Source organism: Pseudomonas sp. FG35 (assembly GCF_057809295.1).
Window position 1 is genome coordinate 319,783 of the sequence record NZ_JBMDJR010000006.1, and the last position, 26,537, is coordinate 346,319.

Sequence of the window (26,537 nt, forward strand, 5' to 3'; positions counted from 1 at the left end):
ACCTGTTTGATAGCTTTTACGACCTAATGGGGTGCCCATGGAATTGCGTCATCTGCGCTACTTCATCGCCGTCGCCGAAGAACTGCACTTCGGCCGCGCCGCTCAGGTGCTGGGCATCTCCCAGCCACCGCTGAGCCAGCAGATCCAGGCGCTGGAACAGGAAGTCGGCGCGCGACTGTTCGAGCGGACCAATCGTCGGGTCGAGCTCAGCGAGGCCGGGCGACTGTTTCTGGAGGAAGCGCGGCTGGTGCTCGCGCAAGTCGATAAAGCGGCCGACGTGGCTCGCCGCGCGCAACTTGGTGAGTTGGGTGAGCTGAAGATCGGCTTTACCTCATCGGCGCCGTTCAACTCGACCATTCCCCAGGCGATATTTTCCTTCCGTCAGCGTTTCCCGGCTGTGCACCTGAATCTGCGGGAGATGAGCAGCACCATGGTGGCCGACGCGTTGGTGGACGAATCGATCGAAGTCGGCATCATGCGACCGCTGGGTTTGCCGGATTCGCTCAGCGTGGTCGAACTGATGCGCGAGCCCTTGGTAGCGGTGCTCAGTTCCAAGCATCCGCTGGCGCAGGGCTCTGAAGAAGGGCTGTTCCTCTCGGCGCTGGCCCTGGAGCCGTTCGTGTTTTTCCCGCGCAGTTACGGCAGTGGTCTGTATTCACAGTTGATCAGCCTGGCCCGCGACGCGGGATTCAGTCCGCACTTTGCCCAGGAGGCCGGCGAAGCCATGACCATCATCGGTCTGGTGGCAGCCGGCCTGGGCGTGTCAGTCATGCCGGCCTCGTATCAACGGATGCGCATCGACGGCGTGGTCTACCGACCGCTGCTCGATCCCGAGGCCGTGACGGCGGTTTGGCTGGTGCAGCGCAAGGACCAGAAATCGCCGATGGCCAAGGCGTTTGTCGAACTGCTCACGCGCAAGGTCGAAGCCGGTTGATCAGGGCAGCCGCACCAGATCACCCTTCAACGCCACCCGCGTGACAAAGATGCCGGCCCGACATTCGTAAGTGTTCAGATCCTTGCGCACATGCTGGTCGTAGTAGCTGACGATGTTGGTCACCGCATTCGCCCCGACACGCTTGGCCTCGGCCTGCAGCGCAATCAGATTCGACTGCAACACCCACTCGCACGAGTCGTGATCGCTCTTGTTGAAGCCGTTGGTCTTCAAGTCGCTGACCACCCCGCGTTGTAACAACCGCTGAGTGCCCTGAGGTCCGTTGCCGACCAGATAAAACTTCACACTGCCATCCAGCCGCCCGGCGCGCATTGCATCCGACACGACGGTTTCGAACGGCATGTACATCAGATTGGTGGCGTGGCTGGCGCCGGGCAGCAGACCGAGAAGGGCGGCGGTGATCAGGGCTTTCGCTTGCATGGTCGTCTCCTTGACGTAACGCGCAGCAAATCAGGGGTATGACGAGTGTAGACGCCATATATCGCGCACTGTCAGGCGAGGTAAATCCCGAGTTTGGAACGATCCTCAAAGTCATGAAAGCGCTGGGGCTGAAGTTGCATGCCAGCACATGATCTGAATTGAAAAGGGCGCCGAAAGGCGCCCTTTGTCGTTTCCGGCCGTTACTGAACCGTCGCCAGATCGCCCTTCAACGCTACGCCCGCCATGATGGCGCCCGCGTGGCATTCGTAGGTTTTCGCATCCTTGCGCTCGTTGCTCTTGTAGAAGCTGACGATGTTGGTCACGGCGTTGACGCCGGCGTTTTTTGCGGCCTGGTGCAGGCTGATGATCGCCGATTGCACAACCCACTCGCAGGCTTCCTGGTCGGTCTTGTTGAAGGCGTTGGTCTTCTTGTTGGTCACGGCGCCGGGGCTGACAATGGTGACTTTGCCGGCCGGGGCGTTGCCCGCCAGATAGAACTTCACGCTGCCGTCGATCTTGCCGGTGCGGGTCGCTTCGGCGACGGCCTTGTCGAACGGCAGGTAGACCGCCGTGTCACGGGCCTGGCTGACGGCCGGCATGGCGCAGATGAGCAGGGTGGCAGCGAGTTTCTTGAAGTGCATGGAGGTCTCCTTGACCTGGATTAATTCGGTTGTGACCAGCGACGGAAAATCAGCGAGGTGTTGACCCCGCCGAAAGCGAAGTTGTTGTTCATCACGTATTCGTGGCTCATCTGGCGGAACTCGCCGCGCAGGTAGTCGAGTTTGCCGCAGTGCGGGTCGACCTCGTCGAGGTTGAGCGTGTGCACGTACAGGTCGCGGTTGAGCATCTCGATGCTGAACCACGACTCCAGCGCCCCGCAGGCGCCGAGGGTGTGGCCCAGGAAGCTCTTTTGCGAGCTGATCGGCATGCGTTCGCCGAACAGGGCACTGGTGGCCAGGGTTTCAGCGACATCGCCCTGTTCGGTGGCGGTGCCGTGGCCGTTGACGTAGCCGATGACGTCCGGCGCAAGGCCTGCATCTTCCAGCGCCAGTTCCATTGCCCGGCGCATGGTGATCTGTTCGGGGCGGGTGGTGTGCTGGCCGTCGGCGTTGCTGCCGAAACCGACGATCTCGGCGTGAATGTGCGCACCGCGCGCCAGGGCATGTTCCAGTTCTTCAAGCACCAGCATGCCGCCGCCTTCACCGATCACCAGACCGTCGCGGCCCTTGTCGTACGGGCGTGGCGAGGTGTGTGGCGCATCGTTTTTCAGGCTGGTGGCGTACAGCGCGTCGAACACCATGGCTTCGGTCGGGCACAGCTCTTCGGCGCCACCGGCGAGCATTAGCGGCAGGCGTCCGAATTTGATCGCCTCGTAGGCGTAGCCTATGCCCTGGCTGCCACTGGTGCAGGCGCTGGAGGTCGGGATCAAGCGGCCAGTGAGGCCGAAGAAGATGCTGATGTTCGCCGCCGTGGTGTGCGGCATCATGCGCACGTAGGAGTTGGCGTTGAGGCCTTCGGCCACCGAGTTGAGCAGCATGTTGCCGAACGCCTTGATCTCGTCGGTGCTGCCGGTGGACGAACCACAGGCCACGCCCATGCGCCCGTCCTTGATCGATTCGTCGCCGAGCAGGCCGGCATCGGCCAGCGCTTTTTCCGCCGCGCCGACAGCCAGCCGCGAGACACGGCCCATGCTGCGCAGCTGTTTGCGGGTCCAGTGCGCCGGCACCTGGAAATCATCGATAGGCCCGGCCAGGCGCGTGTTGAGCTCGCTGAAGCGATCCCACTCGTCCATCCGGCGGATGCCGCTGCGGTTGGCGGCGAAATTGCCGGCGATGGTGTCCCAGTCGCTGCCCAGCGAGGTAATGCCGGCCATGCCGGTGACGACGACGCGCTTCATCAGCACAAGCCTCCGTTGACCGCCAGCACCTGGCGGGTGATGTACGACGCTTCCGCCGACATCAGGAAATTCACCGCACCGGCCACCTCTTCAGGCGTGCCCATGCGTTGTGCGGGGATCATTTTCAGCAGTTCTTCCACCGGCACGTTTTCATCGAGCATGGCGGTATCGATCAGACCGGGCGCGACGCAATTCACCGTGATTTTGCGCTTGGCCAGTTCGATCGCCAACGCCTTTGCCGCGCCGATCACGCCGGCCTTCGAGGCGCTGTAATTGACCTGGCCACGGTTGCCGATCAGCCCCGAAACCGAGGTGATGCAAACGATGCGACCAGCGGCGCGGCGGCGGATCATCGGCATCATCACCGGGTGCAGGACGTTGTAGAAACCGTCGAGGTTGGTGCGCAGCACTACGTCCCAGTCATCGTCGCTCAGGGCCGGAAAGGCACCGTCGCGGGTCAGCCCGGCATTGAGCACCACGCCGTAGTAGGCACCGTGGGCTTCAACGTCGGCTTCGAGGATGGCTTTGCAGGTTTCGCGATCCGCCACGTCGAATTGCAGGATGCGCGCGGTGCGGCCGAGGGCTTCGACTTCGGCTTTCACTGCTTGTGCTTCCGTCACGCCGCTGCGGCAATGCAGGACGATATCGTGGCCGGCGCTGGCCAGGCGCAGGGCGATGGCGCGGCCGATGCCACGGCTGGAGCCGGTGACCAGGATGGATTCAGTCATCGTTCGACTCCTTGGATTGTTCCAGATAGTCCGCTGCCTGGGGCGGGCGGAACACGTTCAACCGGGCGCTGGCCTCGATGCCGGGCGCATTGATATGGCATTCGAATACACCCATGCCGTTGTCGTCTTCCAGCGAGCGCAGGCCATGGATGGTCAGTTCGCTGCCAACCGGAAAGGCCGCGACATTGCATTCGAACTTGCGTGTGCCGAGCAGAAAGCCCAGCTCCACCGGGTTGCCTTTCTGCCGCGCATGGCAGCCGGCAAACGCGGCGACGCTTTGCGCCATCAGCTCAACGCCGACCCACGCCGGCAGGCTGCCGTCGGGCAGGCTGAACAGGCCGCCGGGCCGGACGGTGAGCGTGGTGTGGATCTGTTCGTCGTCAAAGCTCAGGATCCGGTCGATCAGGATCATGTCGCCAGCGTGGGGCAGCAATTCGGCGAGCGGCCAGTGGGTCATGGGGCGTCTCCGATAATCAGGCTGACGTTATTGCCACCGAAGGCAAACGAGTTGCTCATCAGGTAGCGGGGTGCAATGGACGCCAGGCGTTCGCTTGCGGTCACCCACTTGAGCGGTGGAAGGTCGGGATCCGGCTGGCCGTCCCAGACGTGCGGCGGCAAGGCGTGGTCGGGATTGTCGGCACTCAGGCTCAACCAGCAGAACGCTGCTTCCAGTGCACCGGCGGCACCGAGGGTGTGGCCGGTCATCGGTTTGGTCGAGGAACACGCCACGCCGTCGGCGAACAGCGCGGCGACGGCCTGGCTTTCCATGGCGTCGTTGTGCTGGGTCGCGGTGCCGTGCAGGTTCAGGTAGCTGATGTCGTCGGCTTGCAGGTGGGCTTGATCGAGGGCTTTTTGCATCGCTTGCAGCGCGCCGCGGCCGGTCGGTTCCGGTGCGGAAATGTGGTGCGCGTCGGAGCTGGCGCCAGCGCCCAGCAAGGCGATGCCCGGCCCTGCGCCGCGTTCTTTGCTCATCACGAACAGCACCGCCGCTTCGCCGATGTTGATGCCGTTGCGGTTGGCGGAAAACGGGTTGCAGCGCTCGTCCGACACCGCTTCCAGCGCACTGAAACCGTTGAGGGTCAGTTTGCACAGGCTGTCGACACCGCCGCACAGCACCGCGTCGCACAGGCCCAGATCGAGCAGGCGTCGGGCGCTCATCAGCGCGCGTGCGCTGGAGGTGCAGGCAGTGGAAATCACATAGGTCGGGCCGCTCAGTTGCAGCCAGTCGGCGAGGAAATTCGCCGGGGCGCCGAGTTCCTGTTGCCGGTAGTCGTAATCGGCCGGGAACTGTTGGTCGCGAATGTAGTGCGCAAGGCCTCGGCTGGCTTCGTCGATGCCCGAAGTGCTGGTGCCGAGCACCACGCCGATGCGCTCGCGACCGTAAGTCTGGATCGCCTGCTCGATGTCATCGCGAATCTGCAACGCGGCTTCCAGCAGCAGTTGATTGTTGCGGCTGCGCTGGTCGGCCAGCGCCTCGGGAATCGGCGCCAGATCGCCGTGTACGGCGGCCACCGGCAGTTCGCGCTCCGGCACCCAGCCGGACTCGCGGCGCATGCCGGAGCAGTCGCCGGCAAACAGGTTGCGTGCCACGGTTTGCTTGTCGCGCCCCAGGGCGCAGATCACGCCGAGGGCATTGAGGTAGGCGGTCATGACGTCGGTTCACCGAGTGGCGTTACGCGATAGTGCGGGCCTTGTGGCAGGTTCAATTCGAAACTCAAGGGTTGGGTGTAACGGATGTCCCAGCGCGCCGGCAGGGACCGTCGGCCGCCCTGTTGCTGCGCGTCGGGGTAGTTGCGCGACAGCTCGCCCGCGGGGGTCAGGGCGAACAGCAGCGCGGCGAACAGCTCCCGGGCTTCCGGGTTGGGCGGCAGCAGGCCGTCGGCCTGCCAGTGCCCGTCGATCAACTGCTGACGCGCCTGGGGAATGCCCAGCGGATCCATCATCGACCAGCGGATGCCCGGCCCTTCGCGCTGGATCACCAGCAACCAGTCTTGCTGTTGTCCGGCCAGGTGCCGCTCGATATGCAGTTGCATCGGCAGCGGCAGGCTCGGGTTGCCGGCCGGCAGCGGCGCCTGACTGGCGCAGGCACCGAGCAGCAGGACGCAGGCGAGCAGTAGAACACGCAACATCAGACAGCCTCGTTCAAAGGTTTGCGGGCCACCACGTTGACCAGGGTTTCTTCCCGCTGGCCAAAGGGCTTGGGCTGGCGCAATCCAAAACGTTCGAGCAGACCGAAATCCTTCGACCGGCTCCACCACAGATACGGGTACGAAACGTTCTGTTCGGCGAACTCGAAACCCTGCTGGCGAATCATCTCCAGGTACTGCGCCGCGCTCTTTTGCACGTGCATCGGATGACGGAACAGCCAGCGAATCACCCACGTATCAATGTAAGCCTCGGTGGACTCGGCGAACAGCAGATAACCGCCCGGCTTGAGCACCCGATAGAACTCGGCGAGGGCTTTTTCCTGCTCCACCAGATGATGGAACGTCTGGTGACAGAACAGCAGATCGACGCTGGCGTCCGGCACATTGAGCGTCGCACAGTCGCTGCCGATCAGCTCGACGTCGAAGCCCAGGCGCGCGGCCTCGGCGGCGCTCAATTCCAGGCTGTGCGGATCGGCATCGACCCCGATCAGGCGCTGAGGCGCGAAGGTCTGGCGCAGGTGACCGAACGACTTGCCCTGGCCGCAACCGGCATCCAGCAGCACCGGACTGGCTGGCAACGATTCGCTGAACAGTCCGCGCAGATCGTTGATCGCCACGCGCAGCACATGGTGCTGCCAGGTGTGACTGCGCAGGAACCAGAAGCCGAAGCGGGTTTCCTCGACGTAGTTGTCGCTCAGGTAATTCATGTGTCGTCCCTTGCACAGAGTTCGGAGATCGTCTTCAGCCGACGGCGCGCTTCACTGACGAACGGGTTGCGTTCGTCCCAGGCGTAACCGGCGAGGATCGAGCAGATCATGCGGCGGATTTCCGGGGAGCCTTGCTCGTGGAAAATCACGTCCTGAAAGGTGCCGGCGTACCAGCCTTCGACGTAGCAGCGGAACGTGTCGACCCCGCGTTTCAGCGGCTCGGCGAATTCCCGTTGCCAGTCCACCGTTTCGCCCTGCAACTGTCGATGCAGCACAGCGGCGGCCATGCTCGCCGAACGCATGGCAATGGTCACGCCCGAGGAGAACACCGGGTCGAGAAATTCCGCCGCGTTGCCCAGCAGCGCGAAGCCCGGGCCGTGCAGGGTTTTGACGTTGGCCGCATACCCGCCGAGAGTGCGCGCCGGGGTATCCCATACGGCGTTGTTCAGCACTTTGGCCAGGCTCGGGGTTTCGGCGATGAACCCGCGCAGGCAGGCGTCGAGGTCGGCATCGCGACCTGCGAAATGTTCAGCGGCAGCCACCACGCCCACCGAGCAGCGACCGTTGCTGAACGGGATCGACCAGAACCAGATATCGCGGTGCTGCGGGTGGGTGGTGATGAGGATCTTCTCGCGGTCGAAGCCGGGATGATCAATGTGGTCTTCAACGTGAGTGAAGACGGCCTGTCGAACCGGGAAATTCGATGGTGCTTCCAGGTCGAGCAAACGTGACAACACGCGGCCGTAACCGCTGGCATCGAGGACAAAATCGGCTTCGACGCGGTACTCGCTGCCGTCTTCGCGGCGCACATTCAGCTGCGGTCTCGGACGTTCGAAATCGACGCTGACAATCGCGTCGCCGTAGCGGATTTCCGCGCCCTGCAACGAGGCCTGATCGGCCAGCAACTTGTCGAAGTCGGCGCGTTGCACCTGCAGCGTCGTGGGCTTGCCGGCGGTGAAGGTGTCAGCAAAATCGAAGGCGCTGTAGCGCTCGCCCCAGGCGAATGCCGCGCCGTTCTTGCGCTGGAACCCGGCGGCATTCACCGCCTCGAGCATGCCGGCCTCTTCGACGAAATCCAGGCAATGGCAGAGCAGGCTTTCACCGATGGAGAACCTCGGGAAATGCTGACGCTCGATCACCAGCACGTCGTGCCCCTTGCGCTTGAGCAATGCGGCGGCGATGGCGCCGGAGGGGCCGGCGCCGATGATCACGACCTGACGGGATTCCATTTCAACGATTGGCACGTGAGCTCCTGGGTACGGCAATAGGGTTCAGCGACGCCCGGTGCAGGCCGATGAAGGCCGGCAGCAGCGTCGCGATCAGACCCATCAGCATCAGCGCAAAGTACAGCGCCGGGCTGATGAGTTGTTGTTGCAACAGCAGGTTGAGAAAGACGATTTCGCTCAAGCCGCGAATGTTCAGCAGCACGCTTTCGCGCCAGCGACTGGCGCCTGCGAACGACGCGCCGGCCCAGCCGAGGCCGAGCCAGTTGCCCAGGATTTTGCTGGCGACCGGCAACAGCAGCAGCGCCGCCCATTGCACGGCGCCGAGGCTGGCGAGGGCGCTGTGCACGTCGATCTGGCCGATGCCGAAAGTCAGGATCAGCGGAATCGCCACCCACGTCTGCAAGCGGTTCATCCAGTGCGCCGGGATCGGCAATACCAGTGGCACTTTGAGCGCGGCCATGCACAGCAGATAGCCGATGCCAAAAATCAGCGCGTTGAGTTTGTAGTGTTCGGCCAGCACCAACAGCGCAAAAAAACCGAGGCTGTAGGTCAATGGTCGGCGTATGCCGAACACCCGCAGCAGCACCGGCACGCAGGCCAGCCCCAGCGGCAGCAACAGACTGCTAAGGTGCAGGCTGCCCTGAGCGAGACCGAACAGCGTCCAGCAAGTCAGGTCGATCAGGATCGCGGTCTGCACCAGACGCCGGGTGGCGGCGGGCGGGTAGTCGATGTGGCGCAGGTACAGGTACAACACCGGGATCGCGGTGATGGCGAACACCAGACCGATGGCCAGCGAGTTGATCCATGGCTGCGTCGGCAGCAGCCAGTACGCCGTCGCCAGGCCGCAGACGAATGGCACGGCGAAACTCGGCAGGGCGATCTTCACGCTCTGGCGGTCCAGGCGCAGGTCGATCACGTCGCTGAGAATGTGCCCGAGCAACAGGGCGAAGCTCAGGCTGTAGAGATTTTTCAACCAGCCCGGCGCGATCAGTGCGGCGCCGTTGAGTTGCCAGCCCGGCTCGATCCAGAAGTACATCAGCAGCGGCAGGCCGAAGCTGGCCAGCAGCAATTGACTGACGATCGGGATCAGCCCGAAGTGCCGGCCGACCCGGGTGGCGACGAAGAACAGCGCCAGGGCCATCAGCCAGAAAATCACCACCATCATGCTGCAGGCTCCGTGACGGCAACCGCATGGGTCTGACGCCCGGCCCACGGCGCGAGCATGAAGCTGAACGCCAGGCCGAGGCTCACCGACAGGCCGAAGTTACTCACCGCCGGGGTGCTCGACACCGCCAGCAGGCCGAACGACAGCCAGGTGGTGGCGGCTGCGAGCAAAGTGCCGAGCAGGCTGACGGCCGCGCCGCCGACCTGCTCGCGCATCAGGATCGCGTAGTCGACGCTGATCGCCGTTACCAGCAGCAGGCCGAACAGGCTGAACAGGGTCAGCGGCTGGCCGAGCCAGCCCAGGCTGGCGAGGCTGCACAGCGCAGCGAGCAGCGGCAGGGCGACGATCCGCAGCGCGCCACCAAGACCGAACGGCAGCATCAGCACCAGCACGATCAACACGCAGGACGCGAGTTTCAGTTCCGCGGCGCTGATCTGGGTCTGGGCGAACACCTTGTTCAGTTCGCCGAGCCGATCCACCAGCATCACCCCCGGCAGATCCAGCGCCTGCACCCGCAGCAGCGACGGATTGTTCAGGCCTTGCAGGCTGATCATCGCCGCCACGCCGTCCTCGGTCGGCCCCAGCCACAGCGTGCGGTAGGGCTCGCCGAGCGGGCCGGCCAGCGCCGCATCGATGTCTTCGGCGGGCAGGGCCTGCAACTGTTGCAGCTCGGTTTGCAGCGCCGCCAGCGGCACGCCGACCTCCAGCAACGGCTGCCAGAACTGCGGCAACTTGCTCAGCGCCTCACGCACTTGTTGCTGCTGGGCCGGCGGGCTGACCAGTTGATTGAGCGCCAGATATCCCTGCAACTTGTCGAGGTTGACCAATTGATCCAGGCGCTCGCTCAGGGCCGCTTGCCGCTCCAGCAATTGCTGCTGATCGGCGGCGCGCACCAGGAAGAACTGGCTGGTCGGCTGATAGCCGGTAATCCGCGCGATGGTCTGCGCCTCATCGGTCAGGCGTTGCGGCGCGCCGACCCACTGGCGAATGTCGTTCCTGCTCTCCAGTTGCAGCAGACCGCCGACGCAGAAGGCGATCAGCAGGGCCAGCAAGACCGGCGTTCTGACGTGTTCGAGCAGGTTTTCCCGCAACCGCACCAAGCGCTCGGCCAGTTGCAGCGGCCATTGCGCCGGGCGCAGTTCGACGTTTTTCAGCAGCGCCGGCAACAGGCAAACCGCCGACAGGTAGGCGCCGAGCAAACCGGCGGCGGAGAACACGGCGATCTGGGTCAGCGCCGGGAAGGGCGTCCAGGCCAGTGCCAGGTAACCGATGGCGCTGGTGATCAGGCTCAGCGTCAGCCCGGACAGGGTCAGGCGCAACGCCGGCCAGCTGTGCCACGGCTTGAGGCTCCAGCTCTTGGACAGATAGTGCAGCGGGTAATCCACCGCCACCCCGATCAGGCTCGAACCGAGCACCAGCGTCATCACATGCATGTGCCCGAACAGCGCGACGCAGGCCACCGCGCCGAACAGCATGCCCACCAGCACCGGAATGAACGCCAGCAGCACCCGCCAGCGGCGGAAGGCGAGCAGCAACAGCAACAGGATGCCGACGGTGGCGCCGCCGCCGACCCAGGTCATTTCCCGGGTCGCCTGCTGCTGACCGTTGGCGGCGTACAGCAAGCCGCTGGCGGCCAACAGTTGCACGTCGGCGCGAGCTGCTTGCTCACGGCTGTGTTGCAGCAGGGCGGCGACTTGCAGCGGTTGATTCATGTCGAAGGCGCTGCCGGTGGTGCGTGCGCGCAGCAGCACCCAGCTCTTGCCGTCGGCGTCGGCGATCAACGCACCGCTGCCGATGTCCAGCTGCACCGCGCCATGTTGTGGCTGGCTGTTCTGGATGCGCCCGGTCAGGCCCAGCCAGTCGTCCTGGCTCGGCACCAGACTGAACCCGGTGAACGGGTCGAACAGTGCCTGCACCCGTTGCTGGATGAAGGCGTCGGGGTGTTCGGTCAGCAGTTGCCGGTCATCCGCCGAGAGCATCGCCAGCCGCCCTTGCAGCAATTGCGTGCGCAGGGCCGGCAGATCGGCCTGCAGGTTCCACTGGACCTTTTCGAACAACCCGCTGGCCTGCCATTGCTCGCCCAGGGTCTGGGCCATGGCGACGGCTTGCTGGCGATCGGTGTGGCCGACCAGCACCAGCATGTCGCGGTTGAGCGGTTCCTGCATGCGTTGTTCGGCGCGCAGTTCGAGGGCGTCCGGGTGGGTGCCGGGCACCAGCTCCATCAGGTTGGCCGACAGCGGCGCGCCGTCGCGCCACTGCCAGGCGCCCAGTGCGACGACCGCCAGCAGCAGGATCAGGAACAGCCAGGGCAGCCTGCGTTCACTCGGCAAAGTCATGTTGCTCCGCGTCGCTCAGAGGTTGGCCGGCGGTGCTGTCCTGCATGCGCAATACGGTGCTGTCGCCCTGGGTTTCCAGCAGTTCGATGGTGTTCACCAACGTGCCGCCGCTGATGTTGATCTGGTTGAAGACCTGCTTGAGCAGCACCGAACGCGGGGTCAGGGTCAGTTGCCATTTCTGCGCATCGCCGCTCAGGGCCAGTTCGAAATCCCGTTGCAGACCGCTGCTGTCGCCTTGCAGCACGGCGAGGAACAGTCGGTTCTGTTCGGCACCGGCACTCTTGTTCGGCAGCAGTTGCCAGCCGGTGGCATCACGTCGGGCGATGCCCTTGGCGCTGATGCGGTAATCCTGTTGCAGCGGGGTTTTCAGCAGCCAGAGCAAACCGTGGTTTTTCGCCAGCACGAAGCTGCCCTTGCTGATCAGTGGCTGAGGCAGGGCGCGCAGGTGTTTTTCCTGGATGAACTGGCCGTGGATCACGTCCGGTTTCGCCAGTTGCTCGCTCAACTGTTGCAGGTCGAAGGCGTTGGCCAGTGACGACAGCGTCAGCAGCGCCAGGGCCCCGAGGGATTTCAACAGCACATTCATCGCAGCATCCTTTCCACGGCATCGGTGAAGACTTTCGGCGAGGCCAGTTGCATCTCGCGGCTGCTCATCTCGACGGCGACCTGAACCGAGCTGGCGCGGGTCAGGCGTTCGCCGGTCTGGGCATCGGTGATCAGGTAGTGGATCTTCAGGCGGTTCTCCCACTCCACCAGACTGGCGCGCACGTTCAGCCGCTGACCGAACACCGCGCCGCGCACGTATCGCAATTGCAGGTCGATCACCGGCCAGGCGTAGCCCGAGTCGACCATCTGGTTGTAGTTGTGGCCGATCCTGTCGAGCAACGCGCAACGCGCTACTTCCAGGTATTTCACGTAATGGCCGTGCCAGACGACGTGCATGGTGTCGACGTCAAAGAACGGCACGAGGATTTCCGTATCGGCGTGAAGCACTCCGGCACTACGCATGCAGCCTCCAGTGTTGCTCGGCGATGCGTTGCAGGCACAGACGCAGTTCGCCTTCCAGAGCACGGTCTTCGATCACTGGCGGGAAGTCCTGGGCCAGTTGTTCATGCATGGCGGCCAGCGACGGTGGCAGTGGGCGAGCGTCTTCATCACGGCCGCGCAGCCATACACCCTGATTGGCCGCGAGCAGTGTGGCGGCGGCCACCTGTTCGGTCAGCTCCAGCACACGAATGGCGTCGCGGGCGGCGATGGTGCCCATGCTCACCTTGTCCTGGTTGTGGCACTCGGTGGAGCGTGAGAACACGCTGGCCGGCATGGTGTTTTTCAGCGCTTCGGCAGTCCAGGCACTGGCGCCGATCTGCACGGCCTTGAAGCCGTGGTTGAGCATCGCGCGGTCGGCGCTGGCGCCGGACAGGTTGCTCGGCAAACCGTGGTTGTAACGCTCGTCCACCAGCAGCGCGAATTGTCGGTCGAGCAGGTCGGCGACGTTGGCCACGAGGTTTTTCAGGCTGTCCATGGCGAACGCGATATGCCCGCCGTAGAAGTGTCCGCCGTGCAGCACGCGCTCGGCTTCGGCGTCGATGATCGGGTTGTCGTTGGCGCTGTTGAGTTCGGTTTCGATGAACGAGCGCAGCCAGTTCAGGCTGTCGGCCAATACGCCTAGTACATGCGGTGCGCAGCGCAGCGAGTAGCGATCCTGCAAGCGGTGCAGCGGCGCGGTCGGCGCGTCGATTGCCAGATCCTTGCGCAGCCACGCGGCCACCTGCATCTGACCCGGATGCGGCTTGGCGGCGAACAGGCGCTCGTCGAAGTGTTCCGGATTGCCTTGCAGCGCCACCACGTTCAACGCGGTGATGCGGGTGGCCAGTTGCAGCAGGTAATCGGCGCGGGCGTAGGCCAGGCAGGCGAGGCCGGTCATGACGGCGGTGCCGTTCATCAGCGCCAGCGCCTCTTTCGGGCGCAGCACCAGCGGCGTCCAGCCCAGTTCACGGTGCACATCGGCAGCCTGGCGGCGTTCGCCACGGAACATCACTTCACGCTCGCCGGACAGGGTTGCGGCGACGTAGGACAACGGCGTCAGGTCGCCGCTGGCGCCCACCGAACCCTCTTCAGGGATCAGCGGCAAAATGTCGTGTTCAAGGAAGGCATGCAGACGTTCCAACAGCTCGATGCGCACCCCGGACACGCCGTGGCACAGCGACTGCAAACGCGCTGCGAGCACTGCACGAGTGGCCTGGGGGTCGAGCAGTTTGCCCAGTCCGCAACCGTGGAACGTGTAGAGATGACGCGGCAGCGCCTCGACGTGATGCAACGGCACCGCGACCACGCAGGAGTCGCCGTAACCGGTGGTCACGCCGTAGATCACGCCTTCCTTGTCCAGCAGCGAATCGAGGAACCGCGCGCCCTTGGCGATGCGTTCGCGATAAGGCGCGTCGCTCTGCAACTGCACGGGCGCCTGACGGTTGGCCAGAGCCAGCACGTCTTCGATGCGCAAAGGGCGTTCGCCGAAGGTAACCGGCTCAGGAGTTGGCGTTGTCATCGGTTTTCCAGAATGGGTAAAAGTTGAACCATTGGCACGGTGCTTCGAGGCAATAGTGACTCAGGCGTTGCGCATAGCGGGTGGCCCACTGATGAATGACCTGTTCGCGCTCGCGGCGTGACCACACCACGGCGTCGGCGAAGGGTTCGAGGGTCAGGCGATAGTGGCCGTCAGGCTGCTTGAGGCACATCAGCAGGTTGACCGGGCATTTCAGCAGGCCGGCCAGCAGCCACGGCCCTTGCGGGAACGGCGCCGGGTGGCCGAGAAAGTCCACGGTCACGCTGCGCCCGCCATGCAGTGGCACGCGGTCGCCGGCAATCGCCAGCCACTCGCCGCGCTCCAGGCGTTCGTGCAGTTGCAGCATGATCACCGGGTCCAGCTCGCTGACCTGAATCAGTCGCAGATTGGTCGCCCCGGCCTCGCCCAGCAGGCGATTGAACTGCTCGGCATGCTTGGTGTGCACCAGCACGTTCATCGTGACTTTCTCGCCCAGCTCCGCCAGCGCCCGGCACACTTCGAGGTTGCCCAGATGCGCGCCCACCAGCATTTGCCCGCGACTGCCGCGCAACTGGTTGCGCAACAGCGCCGGGTCGATGATTTCGATCTGCTCGATCTTCAGCTTGCCGTTCCACACGTCGAGCTTGTCGAGCAGCGAATCGGCGAAGGCCATGAACTGGCGGAACACCCGCCACCGGGTCGGACGCAATTCGTGGCGACCGCTCCAGTCGGCGAGGCGCTGCTGATACTGCCAGGCACTGCGCCGCGCAGTGCGGCCGAACAGGAAAAAGTACAGGACGATGCCGTACAGCAACGGGCTAAGCAGGCGTCGGCCGAGAACCTTGGCGGCGAGTGCGGTGAATTTCATCAGCAGGAAACTGCCACGCTCTTCGCGGTCGGCCCAGTGCTTCTTGTCGGTCTCGACGGTCATGGACGCCACCGTCGCCAGAGGATCACGGGCAGACGCAGCAACATGCCGAAGAACAGGCGCGTGTGCATGCTCGAGATCAGCACGTTGTCGTGGAACAGGCGAAAGTGCGACACGCCGTCCAGCGGGTAGTGCACGCTGGTCTGCAACCAGCGCATCGGCTGATTGCGCCAGGCCAGGCGCACCAGAATGTCCGAGTCGAAATCCATGCGCTTGCCGATCCGCGCCGAGTCGATCACGCCCAGCGTCGGTTCCAGCGGATACACCCGGAAGCCGCACATCGAATCGCGAATCTGCAGCGACAAGGTGTTGATCCACACCATTACATGGGTCAGGTAACGCGCATACAAACGGCCCTTGGGCACGCTGGCGTCATACAGCGGATAGCCGCAGACCAGCGACTCGGGGTGAGCGCGGGATTCTTCGATGAAACGCGCGACATCCTGCAAGTCGTGCTGACCGTCGGCGTCGACCTGCAAGGCATGGCTGAAGCCCAGCCGCGCCGCTTCACGCAGACCGGTCATCACCGCGCCACCCTTGCCCTGATTGGCAGTGAGGCGCACCAGATAAACCCGTTCGCGCTCGGCCAGGGCGTCGAGCACCGCCGCGCAGGATTTGCTGCTGGCATCGTCCACCAGAATGCACGGCAGATCCTCGGCGAGCAGGGCGTCGACCACCGTGCCGATGGCGGTTTCGTGGTTGTAGACCGGAATCACGGCGCAAGGGTTATGCATCGCCAGCCCCCAGCAGAATCCGCCCGCTGGAGCAGGTGGCGGTGTCGTTGCGGTAGGCGAAATACAACTTGCCGCGTTCCGGATCGAAGCGCAGATGCAGCTGGATTTCATCGCCGGGGCGCACCAGTTGCTGGAACTTCAGCACTTCCATGCCGGCGAACGCGCCGGGCAGGTTCAGCAGTTGCCGACCCAGGTTCAGCGCCCATTCAACCTGCACCACACCCGGCAGCACCGGGGCCTTGGGGAAGTGGCCGCTGAAGTAGGCCAGGTCCGGCGGAACGCTCAACTGCAGGTTCCATTCGCCCTCGGTTTCGGCCTGTTCCAGAATCTCCGGCGCCTTCGGTCGTGGTGCCAGCAGCAAGGCTTCGACGTCGGCCTGAGGCAACTTGCCCTGCGAGGTCAGCGGCAATTGCCGCAGCAGGCGCCAGCGGCGGGGCAGGGCCAGGGCTTCGCAGTGGTCGCCGAGATGACGGCGCAGGGTTTCGGTCAGGCTGCGCCGGCCATGTTCGCGCAAGGCAAACAGGCCGGATTCGCTGAGCACCAGCAGGGCGCCGAGCGACGCACGGTTTTCCTGCACCACGCCCAAACGCGCTTCGGCGACCCAGTCGTGGGCCACCAGCGCCTGTTCAAGCATCGGCAGGGATATGCGTTTTTCTTCGAGTTTGACGATCCGGTCGAGCCGCCCGAGCAGTTCAAAGCGGCCATCGGCCTGAATGCGCGCCGCATCGGCGGTGTGTTCGACCTGCCCGGCGGGCAGGTAAGGCGAAGCGATCAGCAGGGCGCCGTCGCTGTCCTGGCTCAACTCGACACCGGCAAACGGCTGCCACAACGATTCGCCCTGACGCCAGGCGATGCCGCCGGTTTCCGAGCTGCCGAGGATTTCTGTCGGCCACTGTCCCAGGCGCTGATAGAGGCTTTGCGCGGCGTCTGCCGGCAATGCGCCGCCAGAGGAAAACACCCGGCGCACGGCGCTCAGCGCTGGCCAGTCGAGGTTGTCGCCCATGCGTTTGAGCAGCGCCGGGCTGGCGACCCAGGCGAAGGCCGGGTGCTCGCGGCTGGCGCGTTGCAGGTCTTCCGGGAAGGCCAGTTGCTTGCGCAGGAACGGACGCCCGGCGCACAGCGGCCACAGCACGCGGAACAGCAAACCGTAAATGTGCTGGGTGGCGACGCTGCCAAGAATGCAGGCCTCACCGAGATCCGCACCCCACAGCTGTTCGAGGGCTTCGACTTCGTTGGCCAGTTGCCGCAGGGATTTGTCGATGCGCTTGGGCTCGCCGCTGGAGCCGGAGGTGCACAGGCTGAGGCGGCACTGGTCGAGATCCAGTTCGGCGGCGGGCAGGGCCGGTTGCTGCAGATCGCTCAGGCGAGCGTCATCGGCCTGATCGGTCAGCCACAGATCGACGTCGTTCGACCAGCGCTGACGGGTCTGCGCTTGCAGATCCGAAGGCAGCAACACGCTGACGCCGGCACGCCAGGCACCGAGCAGGGCGACGGCCAGGTCGGCGGCATCTTCCAGATGCACCGCCAGACGCTTCACGCCGCGTGCTTGCAGACCGGCGGCCAGGCTCAGGGCCTGTTCGCGCAGTTGTGCGTGATCGAGTGCCGGTGCGCTTGTTACTGCGCGCGCCGGCAGGGCCTTGAGCAACAGCTGCTCAAGTTTTATCCAGTTCATGGGCGACCTCTTACCCGTTGTCGTATCAGCCATTCAATGGCAAACATCAGGCCGATCAATCCGTAGGAGATCAGACCGGTGTACAACATCCACCAGTTCAGCGGCGCCCACAGTGTCAGCAGGGCGGCGCACAAACCGTTGCAAAAGAAAAACACGCTCCAGGCCACGGTGACCTGGCGGGTGTAACGAATCGCCTTGGGCGGCAGTTGCGGCTCACGCAGGCGAGCCAGGCGTTCGACCATCGGCGGGCCGTATTTCAGGCTCAGGCTGAACAGCACCAGCATGAAGCCGCTGATCAGCACCGGGTACCAACGCAGCAGCAAAGGGCTGTCGAACACCGCCAGCAGCAGGCAGAACACGATCGCCACAAAGGCCATCCACAGGCTGCCGGGCTTGCGTTCGCCGGTCAGCGCGCGGGCCAGCCACAGGCCGCCCAGCAGCAGGCCGAACTGCCATGGGGCGAAATGCTCCATGCCGAAATACACCGCAAAGGGATACAGCAGGCCCGCCAGCAGCAGGCCGAGACCGATCAGTCGGCTCATGCCGCCGGTTGAACCAGACGGTAGACCGCCTCGACCACGTCGCTGACGGTGCGCACCGACTTGAACTCCTCGGCGGCGATTTTCTTGCCGGTCTGGCGCTTGATGTGATCGATCAGGTCGACGGCGTCGATGCTGTCGATTTCCAGATCCTGATACAGGTTGGATTCCAGGCTCACGCGGGCCGGGTCCAGTTCGAACAGCTCGACCAGGGCATCGCGCAGGGTGTTGAAGATGTCGTCACGAGTTTGCATGGTCCGGTCTCAAGCTGCCTGTTTTGCCGTGACGAACGCCGCAAGGCTCGCCACGTTGGAGAAATGGTTGCGGGTGTCCTTGGCGTCGGCGTCGATTTTGATGCCGTACTTTTTCTGGATCGCCAGGCCGAGTTCCAGAGCGTCGACGGAATCCAGGCCCAGGCCTTCGCCAAACAGCGTCTGGTCGTCGCCGATGTCCTCTGCGCTGATGTCTTCGAGGCCCAGGGCGTCGATGATCAGCTCTTTGATGTCACGGTTTAGATCGCTCATCTTCGGCGAGCTCCTTGATAAAGAATTGGTGCAAATAGTCGTTGAGCTTGCGCGAAGCCTGAGGCGCGGGGCCCTGCGCGGCGAAAGTCTGTGGGTCTATATCGGCCCCGACGTGAAAACTGAAGTGCACGCGGCGACCGGGAATGCGATACCAGGGCTCGGCCTTGGTCAGGGTGGTCGGACTGACCTTGATGACTACCGGGGTGACGATTTTCGCACCGCGCAGCGCGATGGCCGCCGCCCCCCGATGAAAGGCCGGCGCCTGACCCGGCTGTGTGCGGGTACCTTCAGGGAAAATGATCAGGGTCTGCCCGCTTTGCAGGGCACCGGCGGCAGCGTCGAGCATGTCCATGCTGCCGTCGTTGCTGATGTATTCGGTGCTGCGCAGCGGGCCGCGAGTGAAGGGGTTTTCCCACAGGCTTTTCTTCACCACGCAATTGGCCCCGCGCACCAGACCGATCAGGAACACCACATCGATCAGCGACGGGTGGTTGGCGATGATCATCTGCCCCGGACGGCCGAGACGTTCGGCGCCCTGAATGTCGTAGGTCAGCACGCCGGTACGGGCCATGAAGCGGACAAAAAACCAGAACAGCCGACTGACGGTCTGGCGCGCCCGCTCGCGGTGCGCAATGGCGTCGCCCGGCAGGAAACCGAGCAATGGAAATACCAGCAGGCGCAGGCACAGACCACCGAGCCCGAACAGGGCGAAGCTGGTGGCAGTCGCCAGCAGACGCCAGTAATAGGCATCGCGATTTTTTCCGATCACGGGTTGCGTTGCCAGGTCCATAGACGATTCTTCCAGGCATGTTGGCAATGGGGTTGCTGATCGAGCAGGGTTCGCAGCAGATTCAGCGCATGAGGCCACTGCGTTTTTGACCGTGCTTCGGGGGCGCTGTTCAGGGTCAGCCGCCAGTCGGTACCGGCGGTGAGCAACAGCCCGACTGCATAGGGAAACGGTACGTCGTCGATCCACGTCGAATAGGCTTCGGGCGGTTGTTCCTCGGTGATCACCAGCAGCACTGCCGGGGCTCCTTCGTTCAACAACGTCGCCGCTTCGAGCATGCCGTGTTCGAGGCCGTCGCCGGCCGCGGCGAGTGCGGTCATTTCGCTGGTTTCGCCGCGCATGATCGACCACAGGCCGATGATCGCGTTATGCACCGACAGGCTGAACTGGGTCGGCGACAGCGGCTGATCGTTGGCCAGATCGCTGAGAATTTCAAAGGTGCGCGGGGTTTCGCCGTGCCGGGAGACGAACACCAGCGGCAGATTTTCCCGACCGTCGGCCAGCGGCCAGCCGACACTGAACGCCATCCGCGCCAGACGGCTGAGACGACGGCGCTGCATGGCCGGCAGAAACGACACATCGGGTGCGGCATCGCTGCTTTCGAGCACGACCGGTTGTCGGCTCCAGGCTTGCCAGGCTTCCACACTGTCGAGCCCGGGAGCCCAGGCGCGCCATTGGGCGATGTTGAAGTTGATCACGGACATTTATCCCGCCCCTGCGGGCTGAGTTGACGCGGTTTCGCCAACGTCGCCGCTGAGCTGATTTAGCCTGAAATGGCATGGCGCGTGGCGCCGGGTGGCGCGCATTATCCCGGTGCGACGAGTGTGTAGCAAATGCTGGTTACATTTTGAACGACGAAATGAACCGAATGGTACGCGGCATGAGCTGTCACTTGGCCATTATCCAGATTGCCGGGTGTCTGTCTGTCAGGCGAATCGGCGATCAACGGGTGTCTTTGCGCCGTATTCATTGGGAGATTGGCGCCTGACTTTGTAGTCCGCGTCCATCGAGGTAGCGAATCGGCACCGGGCACCACTACACTCGGTCATTCTTTGATACACGGAGGTTTTGTCATGCGGCGCGTGGTGTTCAATCAGAAAGGTGGCGTAGGCAAATCCAGCATTGCCTGCAATCTGGCGGCGGTAAGCGCCAGCGAGGGTTATCGCACGCTGTTGGTCGACCTTGATGCCCAGGCCAATTCCACTCAGTATCTGACCGGGCTCACGGGTGATGACATTCCGATGGGCATTGCCGATTTCTTCAAGCAGACCCTGTCTTCCGGGCCGTTCTCGAAAAAGAACCAGGCGGATATCTACGAAACGCCGTTCGACAACCTCCACATCATTACCGCCACCGCCGAGCTGGCTGACCTGCAGCCCAAGCTTGAGGCCAAGCACAAGATCAACAAGCTGCGAAAGCTGCTCGACGAGTTGTCGGAAGATTACGACCGGATCTATCTGGATACGCCGCCGGCGCTGAATTTCTATGCGGTCTCGGCCCTGATTGCCGCCGATCGGGTACTGATTCCCTTCGACTGCGACAGCTTCTCGCGTCAGGCCCTGTACGGTCTGATCGCCGAGATCGACGAGTTGAAGGAAGACCACAACGAAGGCCTGGAAGTTGAAGGCATTGTGGTCAACCAGTTCCAGGCCCGAGCCAGCCTGCCGCAGCAGATCCTCGACGAACTGATCGCCGAGGGCCTGCCGGTGCTGCCGGTCTACCTCGCCAGTTCAGTGCGCATGCGCGAATCGCATCAGGCCAGCATGCCGCTGATCCACCTCGATCCACGGCACAAGCTGACGCAGCAGTTCGTCGAACTGCACAACCTGCTCGAAGACGCCTGAGGCCTCGTCAGATGCCCTGGCTGCGCAGCCAGGCCATCAACTGCGGCAACGGGAAGGCCCCGCTCTGACGGGCCACTTCCCGGCCGTTGCGCAACAGAATCAGGCTCGGAATCGAACGAATCCCCAACTGCGCCGACAACTGCTGATTGGCCTCGCTGTCCAGCTTGGCCAGCCGGCACTTGCCTGCCAACTGCGCAGCCGCCTGCTCGAACACCGGCGCAAACGACTTGCACGGCCCACACCAGTCCGCCCATACGTCCACCAGTAACGGCAGATCGCCCTTGATCTGACTGGCGTAATCGCCTTGCTTGAGTTCGAACGGCTTGTTCAACAGCACCTCGGACTTGCAGCGCCCGCACTTCGGGTGGTCGTTGAGGCGCTCGGCGGGGATGCGGTTGAGGCCGTTGCAGGAGGGGCAGGGGATGAGGAGTGGGTCGGTCATGATCGGCTCGGTGAATAAAACGGGATCGTACGACTGATCTGGAGCCGTACGGATCGATTATCAAGGTTCAGTCGTTCCCGCTTACGACGAACAACTGATCTCCAAATGCTTGCCCCACTCCGGCGGACGTTCCGCGTAACTCTCCATTCCGGGCTGTTCCTCGAATGGATTGCTCAGCACCGCATGCAATCTGCGCACTTCTGAATAGTCACCCTGCTCGGCAGCATCGATTGCCTTCTGCGCCAGGTAATTGCGCAGGATGTACAGCGGATTCACCGCATGCATGCGCGCACGGCGCTGTTCCTGATCGGTCGCGCCGTCGCGTGCGACACGGGCGACATAGCGCTCGCCCCAGGCATCGAAACCCTTGATATCGACGAAGTCATCGCGCAGGCGAGCGACGGCCTGCTCGGCTGACTCTTCGCCCAGTCGGCGGAAGAACAGCGTGTAGTCGACGCCGCTGTTCTGCATCAGTTGCAGCAGTTGTTCCAGGAGCATCTGGTCGTCGTCCTCGGCGGTGGTGAAGCCGAGGCGGCGGCGCATCAGGTCGAGGTAGTGCGCCTGGAACAGTGGCAGGTACAGGCCTAGGGTTTCGCGCAGGGCTTCGACGCTGATGAACGGCGTGAGGGCCTGGGCCAGGGCGCTGAGGTTCCACTGGCCGACCGGCACCTGATTGCTGAAGGAGTAGCGGCCCTGATCGTCGGAGTGGTTGCAAATGAAGTTCGCGTCGAAATCGTCGAGGAAGGCGAACGGGCCGAAGTCAAAGGTGATGCCGAGGATCGACATGTTGTCGGTGTTCATCACCCCGTGGCAGAAGCCGTACGCCTGCCACTTGGCAATCAGTTCGGCGTTGCGCTCGACGATTTCGCGGAACATCGCCAGATACGGTTCCGGCTGTTCCAAACACTCGGGGTAGTGCATCGCCAACACGTGTTCGCCGAGCAGCTTCTGCTGTTCGGGGCGCTTGGTGTAATAGAAGTATTCGAAGTGGCCGAAACGGATGTGGCTCGGCGCCAGGCGCAGCACCATCGCGGCGCGTTCCTGTTTCTCGCGCCAGACCGGGGTGTCGGAGCCGATCACGCAGGCGGCGCGTGAAGACGGGATGTTCAGCGCATGCAGCGCTTCGGAAGCGAGAAACTCGCGGATCGACGAACGCAGCACCGCGCGACCGTCGCCCATGCGCGAGAACGGTGTCTGCCCGGCGCCCTTCAGATGCAAGTCCCAGTGCTCGCCGGCGGCGTTGTAGACCTCGCCCAGCAACAATCCGCGCCCATCGCCTAGTTGCGGGGTGTAGCCGCCGAACTGATGTCCGGAATAGACCATCGCCCGCGGCTCGGCGTCGGCCCATAGCTTGTGGCCGCCGAACAATTCGGCAAATTCCTGGGTGTCGGCCACTGCCGGGTCGAGATCCAGCAGCGCCAGGGCCGCCGGGCTGGCAACCACCAGTCGCGGATTGTCGATCGGTTCGGGCAGCACGTGGGCCGAGAACGCATCGCCCAGGCGGGCGAAGCGGTTGTCGAAGGTCAGTTCGTCGAGGGCTTTCAAGGACCGGCTCCAGCAGAATGTCCGGGCATTCTGCTGGGATTAGCCGGGTTAGTCGAGTTTGGCCGGCGGCGGTTCCTGCAACGGTTTCTGGTCATCGCTGACCGGCACGATGGTTTTGGTTTCCGGCTCGATCGGCACCATCTTGTATTCCTGACCGTGGAGGTTCTTCAGGTAAACCTCCATCTGGCGGAACGAGATGTTGATGTGCTGCTTCTTGAACTCGCGGTTGATGAAGCGGTTGACCTCATCGAGCACCGGGTTGCGGTCGCCGAGATCACGCACATGCATGCGCAATTCGTGGTCGAGGGTGCTTTCGCCGAAGTTGAGGAAGTACACATGCGGCTCGGGCTCCTTGAGCACGCGCGGGTTTTCCCGGGCGGCCTTGAGCAGCAATTCCTTGACCAGATCCAGATCCGAACCGTAATCGACGCCCAGTTTCAGGGTCACCCGGGTGATGGTGTCGGTCAGCGACCAGTTGATCAGTTGCCCGGTGATGAACGTCTTGTTCGGGACAATGATGTCCTTGCGGTCGAAGTCGGTGATGGTCGTGGCGCGGATGCGGATCTTGCTCACCGTGCCCGACAGGTTGCCGATGGTGATGGTGTCGCCGATCCGCACCGGGCGCTCGAACAGGATCATGATGCCGGAGATAAAGTTCGCGAAGATCTCCTGCATGCCGAAGCCGAGGCCGACCGACAGTGCCGCCACCAGCCATTGCAACTTGTCCCAGCTCACGCCGAGGGTCGACAGGGTCGAGACGAAACCGACCCCGGCGATCACGTACGACAGTAGCGTGGTGGTCGCGTAGGCACTGCCCTGGGCCAGATTGAGTTTCGATAGCACAAACACTTCAAGCAGGCCCGGCAAGTTGCGGGCGAGCGCAAAGGTGATGCCGATGATGATCAGCGCGCCGAGCATGTCGCCGATGCTGATCGGCACCATGCTCATGTTGGCGCCGGTGCCGCTGGTGTATTCGTAGAGGGTGATGTTGTCGAGGTACGAGAACACGGTGATCAGGTCGGCCCAGACCCAGTACAGCGCGGCGATGAAACCGCCGAGCAGCGCCAGGCGGATCAGGCGCAGGGACTGTTCGTTGACCTTCTCGATGTCCAGGGTTGGCTCTTCGATCACCGCTTCGCCGTCGCCGGCTTCTTTCGCGGCCTGACGTTTGGCCAGGGCGCGCTGGTAGGCCAGACGGCGTGCCGCGACCGCCAGACCTCGGACGAAAGTCGCTTCGATCACCAGCCAGAACATCAGCAGGTACAGGGTGTTGATCAAGCGGTCGCTGAGCTTCAGCGCGGTGTAGTAGTAGCCGAAGCACACGGCGACGAACAGCGCGATGGGCAGCAGGGTGAACATCACGCCCACAGCCTTGCGGAACAGCGAGGCGTTTTCGTGGGTCGGGCTGCTGATCAGCAGGCGGCTGAGCAGCCACGCCATCAGCGCATAGCAGGTCAGCACCACCGGCATACCCAGTACATCGTCGGCCAGCGCCGCCGGTTGCAGTTCGGCAACCGCCACCACGGCCACCAGGGCCATGACCACCAGGCCGAGGCGACGCACCCAGCCTTGCAGAAATTCGACCTGCGGTTTTTCCCAGCGGAAGTGCAATTCGGCCACGCCACCCGGCGCGAGGATCCGGTAAGCGGTGTAGAACACCAGCCACGCTTGGGCCATTTGCAGCAGCGCCGCGCCCATGTTGGCGTTCTGCCCACGGGCGTCGATCTGCAACGCCAGCCCGCACAGGGCCAGGCCCAGCGCGACTGGCATCGCCAGCAGAATATTGATCAGGATCGCCTGTGGCGTATGCCACTGGCTGTCACGCTTGAAGTGGCCGATGTCCTGGTGAACCTTGTTCAGGCGCGAATACAGTTGCTTGCGGCGCCACAGCAGCGCGCCGATCAGCAGTGCCAGCGGCAGGAACAACAGCGGTCGCTGGGTCAGGCCGTCGGTCAGTTCGCTAAAGCTTGAGGCCAGCGGCAAAGTGTCGATCTGACGCTTCAGACGCTCCGGCACGCCGCGCATCCATTCGGTGTCCAGCGGCTTGTTGCTCGGAATCCAGAACATCTGCTCGTCAAGGGTCGCGCGCAGGCTTTGCGCGGTGCTCAGCAGTTGTTTCTGATTCAGTTGCAGGGTGATCGACTCGTTGAGCATCGCGCTCAGCTCGCGACTCAACCGTTCCAACAGATCAACGCGGGTGTTGGCCAGCTCCAGCAGACTCTTGCGCAGTTGTGGCGTGACTTGCTCCGGTGGCTGGGTGGACAGCAGGTTGTCGACGTAAGTCGCCGGATTGCTCAACTGTTCGCGCTGTTGGTTGATTTCGAACTGATACAGGCGAATGTCGGCGATCTGGTCCGCCAGATCGCGGTCGACCTTGAGGCGCGGCAGCGCTTGCTTCTGCTTGTAGAGAATCTTCGACAGCAGCAGGCTGCCCTTGAGCACGTTGATCTGCTCGTCGAGGGCCGAATCGCTCTGGGTCACGCTGTCCAGTTGCTGCTTGGTCTGCAGGTTCTGCTGGGTCAGTTCGTTGAGACGGTCGGTGCTTTTGAGCAGGTAGTCGGAGAGCTTGAGGTTGGCCGCGCTTTCCGTGGCGAGCAGGGCGCTGCTGCCGGACTTTTGGGCCTCGATCGACTGCTGCGTCACGGTTTCCTGCGACAGGGTCAGACGTTTCTGGTTGATCAGGGTTTGCAGTTCCTGGATCTCGCGATCCAGACGGTCGGACTTTTCCGAGAGCAGGTCATGCTGACTGTTGCCCAGATCCTGCAATTGGTTGTTGCCGGCCAGTTCCTGACGGCGCAGCGGGATCAGCGCGTTCAGAGCGGCCAGCTCGGCGTTGAGCAGGTCGCGCTGCTCGGCGCTGACGGTCTTGCCGGCGTCCTTGCCGGTCTTGAGGATGTTGTTGATCTGCTGGATGCGCGTCTGGCTGCTGGAAATCTCGGCCTGGGCGCGCTCGGGGCGGGTCTGGGCGGTGATGATCAGGCTGTTGGCGTCGGCCAGGGCCTTTTGCAAATCGCTTTGCTGGGTCGAGCGTTCGGTGAGCATCTGCTCCAGCTGCTGGATGTTTTCCTTGGGGAAGCGCTGCGCTACCGGTACCACGGCGCTGGCCTTGAGACGGGTCAGTTCGCGCGAATTCTCGATGGTCTGCTTCGGCGCAGTGGCCAGTTGCTGCTTGAGGTCGATCAGCTTCTGCTCGTAGTCACGCCGGTTGTTGAGCTGGTTCAGCGTGTTTTGCAGGACCGTCTGCAGGGCCTTCTTGTCGGCCTCGGGCAGTTTGCTGTCGGTGAGCTTGTCCAGGCTGGCCTGCACGGCGTCGCTGGACGGTGGTTCGGCGGCTTGCAGCGGGCCGACGGAAAGACTCAGGCCCAGCAGGGCCGCGAGGAAAAAGGAGCGCAGGGTAGGCAT

Annotated in this window: 27 protein-coding genes and 1 pseudogene; 3 read left to right on the forward strand and 25 right to left on the reverse strand. The window is 63.5% G+C overall.

Features of this window, described 5'->3' with window-relative positions; genetic code table 11:
- Positions 1-37: 37 nt before the first annotated feature.
- Positions 38-934, forward strand: coding sequence for a LysR family transcriptional regulator (locus ACODTD_RS14815; RefSeq protein ID WP_039766450.1), 897 nt, complete (start codon positions 38-40; stop codon positions 932-934).
- On the opposite strand, the gene ACODTD_RS14820 is transcribed toward ACODTD_RS14815, so the two are convergent.
- On the reverse strand, positions 935-1,372 hold the full coding sequence (locus ACODTD_RS14820; RefSeq protein ID WP_064382846.1) for a hypothetical protein: 438 nt from the start codon (positions 1,370-1,372) through the stop codon (positions 935-937).
- A 32-nt stretch (positions 1,373-1,404) separates the two neighbouring features.
- On the opposite strand from ACODTD_RS14820, the pseudogene ACODTD_RS14825 reads away from it, so the two are divergent.
- Positions 1,405-1,524 (forward strand): annotated as a pseudogene (locus tag ACODTD_RS14825) (helix-turn-helix domain-containing protein); the annotation flags it as partial.
- A gap of 48 nt (positions 1,525-1,572) precedes the next feature.
- On the opposite strand, the gene ACODTD_RS14830 reads toward ACODTD_RS14825, so the two are convergent.
- From ACODTD_RS14830 to ACODTD_RS14930, 21 genes are read right to left on the reverse strand one after another with little or no spacing between them, the layout of a single operon-like run.
- Positions 1,573-2,013, reverse strand: a complete 441-nt coding sequence (locus ACODTD_RS14830; RefSeq protein ID WP_489104964.1) for an excinuclease — start codon at positions 2,011-2,013, stop codon at positions 1,573-1,575.
- 20 nt (positions 2,014-2,033) lie between these two features.
- Complete coding sequence (locus ACODTD_RS14835) at positions 2,034-3,269, reverse strand: beta-ketoacyl-ACP synthase (RefSeq protein ID WP_074689577.1); 1,236 nt, start codon at positions 3,267-3,269, stop codon at positions 2,034-2,036.
- Entirely contained in the window at positions 3,269-3,997 is a 729-nt protein-coding gene (locus tag ACODTD_RS14840; protein ID WP_011332092.1) for a 3-ketoacyl-ACP reductase FabG2, read from the reverse strand. Before ACODTD_RS14840 ends, ACODTD_RS14835 begins: the two co-directional genes overlap by 1 nt.
- On the reverse strand, positions 3,990-4,454 hold the full coding sequence (locus ACODTD_RS14845) for a hotdog family protein (RefSeq protein ID WP_011332093.1): 465 nt from the start codon (positions 4,452-4,454) through the stop codon (positions 3,990-3,992). The genes ACODTD_RS14840 and ACODTD_RS14845 overlap by 8 nt, the downstream gene beginning before the upstream one ends.
- Positions 4,451-5,647 carry a beta-ketoacyl-[acyl-carrier-protein] synthase family protein gene (locus tag ACODTD_RS14850; protein ID WP_489104965.1) on the reverse strand — a complete coding sequence of 399 codons (1,197 nt, stop codon included), beginning with the start codon at positions 5,645-5,647 and terminating at the stop codon, positions 4,451-4,453. Before ACODTD_RS14850 ends, ACODTD_RS14845 begins: the two co-directional genes overlap by 4 nt.
- Entirely contained in the window at positions 5,644-6,126 is a 483-nt protein-coding gene (locus ACODTD_RS14855) for a hypothetical protein (protein ID WP_108559220.1), read from the reverse strand. The genes ACODTD_RS14850 and ACODTD_RS14855 overlap by 4 nt, the downstream gene beginning before the upstream one ends.
- Positions 6,126-6,851, reverse strand: coding sequence for a class I SAM-dependent methyltransferase (locus tag ACODTD_RS14860; protein ID WP_127796691.1), 726 nt, complete (start codon positions 6,849-6,851; stop codon positions 6,126-6,128). The genes ACODTD_RS14855 and ACODTD_RS14860 overlap by 1 nt, the downstream gene beginning before the upstream one ends.
- Positions 6,848-8,095, reverse strand: coding sequence for an NAD(P)/FAD-dependent oxidoreductase (locus ACODTD_RS14865; protein ID WP_489104966.1), 1,248 nt, complete (start codon positions 8,093-8,095; stop codon positions 6,848-6,850). The genes ACODTD_RS14860 and ACODTD_RS14865 overlap by 4 nt, the downstream gene beginning before the upstream one ends.
- Positions 8,082-9,242, reverse strand: a complete 1,161-nt coding sequence (locus ACODTD_RS14870; protein WP_489104967.1) for a cation:proton antiporter — start codon at positions 9,240-9,242, stop codon at positions 8,082-8,084. Before ACODTD_RS14870 ends, ACODTD_RS14865 begins: the two co-directional genes overlap by 14 nt.
- Positions 9,239-11,578: an MMPL family transporter gene (locus ACODTD_RS14875; protein WP_489104968.1), complete on the reverse strand. Its 2,340-nt coding sequence runs from the start codon at positions 11,576-11,578 to the stop codon at positions 9,239-9,241. The genes ACODTD_RS14870 and ACODTD_RS14875 overlap by 4 nt, the downstream gene beginning before the upstream one ends.
- Positions 11,562-12,164 (reverse strand): outer membrane lipoprotein carrier protein LolA, encoded by a 603-nt coding sequence (locus ACODTD_RS14880; protein WP_201817129.1) that lies wholly within the window; start codon positions 12,162-12,164, stop codon positions 11,562-11,564. Before ACODTD_RS14880 ends, ACODTD_RS14875 begins: the two co-directional genes overlap by 17 nt.
- Positions 12,161-12,586 carry an acyl-CoA thioesterase gene (locus tag ACODTD_RS14885; protein WP_201817131.1) on the reverse strand — a complete coding sequence of 142 codons (426 nt, stop codon included), beginning with the start codon at positions 12,584-12,586 and terminating at the stop codon, positions 12,161-12,163. Before ACODTD_RS14885 ends, ACODTD_RS14880 begins: the two co-directional genes overlap by 4 nt.
- A complete protein-coding gene (locus tag ACODTD_RS14890; RefSeq protein WP_201817132.1) occupies positions 12,579-14,123 on the reverse strand; it encodes an HAL/PAL/TAL family ammonia-lyase in 1,545 nt (514 codons plus the stop codon). Before ACODTD_RS14890 ends, ACODTD_RS14885 begins: the two co-directional genes overlap by 8 nt.
- Complete coding sequence (locus ACODTD_RS14895; protein ID WP_221615506.1) at positions 14,104-15,051, reverse strand: lysophospholipid acyltransferase family protein; 948 nt, start codon at positions 15,049-15,051, stop codon at positions 14,104-14,106. Before ACODTD_RS14895 ends, ACODTD_RS14890 begins: the two co-directional genes overlap by 20 nt.
- Positions 15,048-15,782 (reverse strand): glycosyltransferase family 2 protein, encoded by a 735-nt coding sequence (locus ACODTD_RS14900; protein WP_011332103.1) that lies wholly within the window; start codon positions 15,780-15,782, stop codon positions 15,048-15,050. Before ACODTD_RS14900 ends, ACODTD_RS14895 begins: the two co-directional genes overlap by 4 nt.
- The gene (locus tag ACODTD_RS14905) at positions 15,775-17,454 is read right to left on the reverse strand and encodes an ApeI family dehydratase (protein ID WP_489104969.1); all 1,680 of its coding nucleotides are present in this window, start codon (positions 17,452-17,454) and stop codon (positions 15,775-15,777) included. The genes ACODTD_RS14900 and ACODTD_RS14905 overlap by 8 nt, the downstream gene beginning before the upstream one ends.
- Positions 17,451-17,996 (reverse strand): COG4648 family protein, encoded by a 546-nt coding sequence (locus ACODTD_RS14910; RefSeq protein ID WP_011332105.1) that lies wholly within the window; start codon positions 17,994-17,996, stop codon positions 17,451-17,453. The genes ACODTD_RS14905 and ACODTD_RS14910 overlap by 4 nt, the downstream gene beginning before the upstream one ends.
- A complete protein-coding gene (locus tag ACODTD_RS14915; RefSeq protein ID WP_007947135.1) occupies positions 17,993-18,247 on the reverse strand; it encodes an acyl carrier protein in 255 nt (84 codons plus the stop codon). The genes ACODTD_RS14910 and ACODTD_RS14915 overlap by 4 nt, the downstream gene beginning before the upstream one ends.
- A 9-nt stretch (positions 18,248-18,256) precedes the next feature.
- Positions 18,257-18,517, reverse strand: coding sequence for a phosphopantetheine-binding protein (locus ACODTD_RS14920; RefSeq protein WP_007952344.1), 261 nt, complete (start codon positions 18,515-18,517; stop codon positions 18,257-18,259).
- Positions 18,498-19,307: a lysophospholipid acyltransferase family protein gene (locus ACODTD_RS14925; protein WP_041475120.1), complete on the reverse strand. Its 810-nt coding sequence runs from the start codon at positions 19,305-19,307 to the stop codon at positions 18,498-18,500. Before ACODTD_RS14925 ends, ACODTD_RS14920 begins: the two co-directional genes overlap by 20 nt.
- The gene (locus tag ACODTD_RS14930) at positions 19,283-20,008 is read right to left on the reverse strand and encodes a beta-ketoacyl synthase chain length factor (RefSeq protein WP_489104970.1); all 726 of its coding nucleotides are present in this window, start codon (positions 20,006-20,008) and stop codon (positions 19,283-19,285) included. Before ACODTD_RS14930 ends, ACODTD_RS14925 begins: the two co-directional genes overlap by 25 nt.
- A 369-nt stretch (positions 20,009-20,377) precedes the next feature.
- Here ACODTD_RS14930 and ACODTD_RS14935 point away from each other — a divergent pair, with 369 nt between their 5' ends.
- Positions 20,378-21,148, forward strand: coding sequence for a ParA family protein (locus ACODTD_RS14935; protein WP_064382864.1), 771 nt, complete (start codon positions 20,378-20,380; stop codon positions 21,146-21,148).
- A gap of 7 nt (positions 21,149-21,155) precedes the next feature.
- Here ACODTD_RS14935 and trxC read toward each other — a convergent pair whose 3' ends face one another.
- The 3 genes from trxC to mscK form a co-directional block, all read right to left on the reverse strand.
- Positions 21,156-21,590: a thioredoxin TrxC gene (gene trxC, locus ACODTD_RS14940; RefSeq protein ID WP_011332109.1), complete on the reverse strand. Its 435-nt coding sequence runs from the start codon at positions 21,588-21,590 to the stop codon at positions 21,156-21,158.
- Positions 21,591-21,671: 81 nt separating this feature from the next.
- Positions 21,672-23,135, reverse strand: coding sequence for a protein adenylyltransferase SelO (gene selO / locus ACODTD_RS14945; protein ID WP_285357190.1), 1,464 nt, complete (start codon positions 23,133-23,135; stop codon positions 21,672-21,674).
- Between the two features lie 48 nt (positions 23,136-23,183).
- Positions 23,184-26,537 carry a mechanosensitive channel MscK gene (gene mscK, locus ACODTD_RS14950; RefSeq protein ID WP_064592959.1) on the reverse strand — a complete coding sequence of 1,118 codons (3,354 nt, stop codon included), beginning with the start codon at positions 26,535-26,537 and terminating at the stop codon, positions 23,184-23,186.

Excerpts from the sequence above, each read along its gene's own strand:
- ACODTD_RS14815 (WP_039766450.1), top strand. The coding sequence starts at position 38 with ATGGAATTGCGTCATCTGCGCTACTTCATCGCCGTCGCCGAAGAACTG.
- ACODTD_RS14820 (WP_064382846.1), bottom strand. The coding sequence starts at position 1,372 with ATGCAAGCGAAAGCCCTGATCACCGCCGCCCTTCTCGGTCTGCTGCCC.
- ACODTD_RS14830 (WP_489104964.1), bottom strand. The coding sequence starts at position 2,013 with ATGCACTTCAAGAAACTCGCTGCCACCCTGCTCATCTGCGCCATGCCG.
- ACODTD_RS14835 (WP_074689577.1), bottom strand. The coding sequence starts at position 3,269 with ATGAAGCGCGTCGTCGTCACCGGCATGGCCGGCATTACCTCGCTGGGC.
- ACODTD_RS14840 (WP_011332092.1), bottom strand. The coding sequence starts at position 3,997 with ATGACTGAATCCATCCTGGTCACCGGCTCCAGCCGTGGCATCGGCCGC.
- ACODTD_RS14845 (WP_011332093.1), bottom strand. The coding sequence starts at position 4,454 with ATGACCCACTGGCCGCTCGCCGAATTGCTGCCCCACGCTGGCGACATG.
- ACODTD_RS14850 (WP_489104965.1), bottom strand. The coding sequence starts at position 5,647 with ATGACCGCCTACCTCAATGCCCTCGGCGTGATCTGCGCCCTGGGGCGC.
- ACODTD_RS14855 (WP_108559220.1), bottom strand. The coding sequence starts at position 6,126 with ATGTTGCGTGTTCTACTGCTCGCCTGCGTCCTGCTGCTCGGTGCCTGC.
- ACODTD_RS14860 (WP_127796691.1), bottom strand. The coding sequence starts at position 6,851 with ATGAATTACCTGAGCGACAACTACGTCGAGGAAACCCGCTTCGGCTTC.
- ACODTD_RS14870 (WP_489104967.1), bottom strand. The coding sequence starts at position 9,242 with ATGATGGTGGTGATTTTCTGGCTGATGGCCCTGGCGCTGTTCTTCGTC.
- ACODTD_RS14875 (WP_489104968.1), bottom strand. The coding sequence starts at position 11,578 with ATGACTTTGCCGAGTGAACGCAGGCTGCCCTGGCTGTTCCTGATCCTG.
- ACODTD_RS14880 (WP_201817129.1), bottom strand. The coding sequence starts at position 12,164 with ATGAATGTGCTGTTGAAATCCCTCGGGGCCCTGGCGCTGCTGACGCTG.
- ACODTD_RS14885 (WP_201817131.1), bottom strand. The coding sequence starts at position 12,586 with ATGCGTAGTGCCGGAGTGCTTCACGCCGATACGGAAATCCTCGTGCCG.
- ACODTD_RS14890 (WP_201817132.1), bottom strand. The coding sequence starts at position 14,123 with ATGACAACGCCAACTCCTGAGCCGGTTACCTTCGGCGAACGCCCTTTG.
- ACODTD_RS14895 (WP_221615506.1), bottom strand. The coding sequence starts at position 15,051 with ATGACCGTCGAGACCGACAAGAAGCACTGGGCCGACCGCGAAGAGCGT.
- ACODTD_RS14900 (WP_011332103.1), bottom strand. The coding sequence starts at position 15,782 with ATGCATAACCCTTGCGCCGTGATTCCGGTCTACAACCACGAAACCGCC.
- ACODTD_RS14905 (WP_489104969.1), bottom strand. The coding sequence starts at position 17,454 with ATGAACTGGATAAAACTTGAGCAGCTGTTGCTCAAGGCCCTGCCGGCG.
- ACODTD_RS14910 (WP_011332105.1), bottom strand. The coding sequence starts at position 17,996 with ATGAGCCGACTGATCGGTCTCGGCCTGCTGCTGGCGGGCCTGCTGTAT.
- ACODTD_RS14915 (WP_007947135.1), bottom strand. The coding sequence starts at position 18,247 with ATGCAAACTCGTGACGACATCTTCAACACCCTGCGCGATGCCCTGGTC.
- ACODTD_RS14920 (WP_007952344.1), bottom strand. The coding sequence starts at position 18,517 with ATGAGCGATCTAAACCGTGACATCAAAGAGCTGATCATCGACGCCCTG.
- ACODTD_RS14925 (WP_041475120.1), bottom strand. The coding sequence starts at position 19,307 with ATGGACCTGGCAACGCAACCCGTGATCGGAAAAAATCGCGATGCCTAT.
- ACODTD_RS14930 (WP_489104970.1), bottom strand. The coding sequence starts at position 20,008 with ATGTCCGTGATCAACTTCAACATCGCCCAATGGCGCGCCTGGGCTCCC.
- ACODTD_RS14935 (WP_064382864.1), top strand. The coding sequence starts at position 20,378 with ATGCGGCGCGTGGTGTTCAATCAGAAAGGTGGCGTAGGCAAATCCAGC.
- trxC (WP_011332109.1), bottom strand. The coding sequence starts at position 21,590 with ATGACCGACCCACTCCTCATCCCCTGCCCCTCCTGCAACGGCCTCAAC.
- mscK (WP_064592959.1), bottom strand. The coding sequence starts at position 26,537 with ATGCCTACCCTGCGCTCCTTTTTCCTCGCGGCCCTGCTGGGCCTGAGT.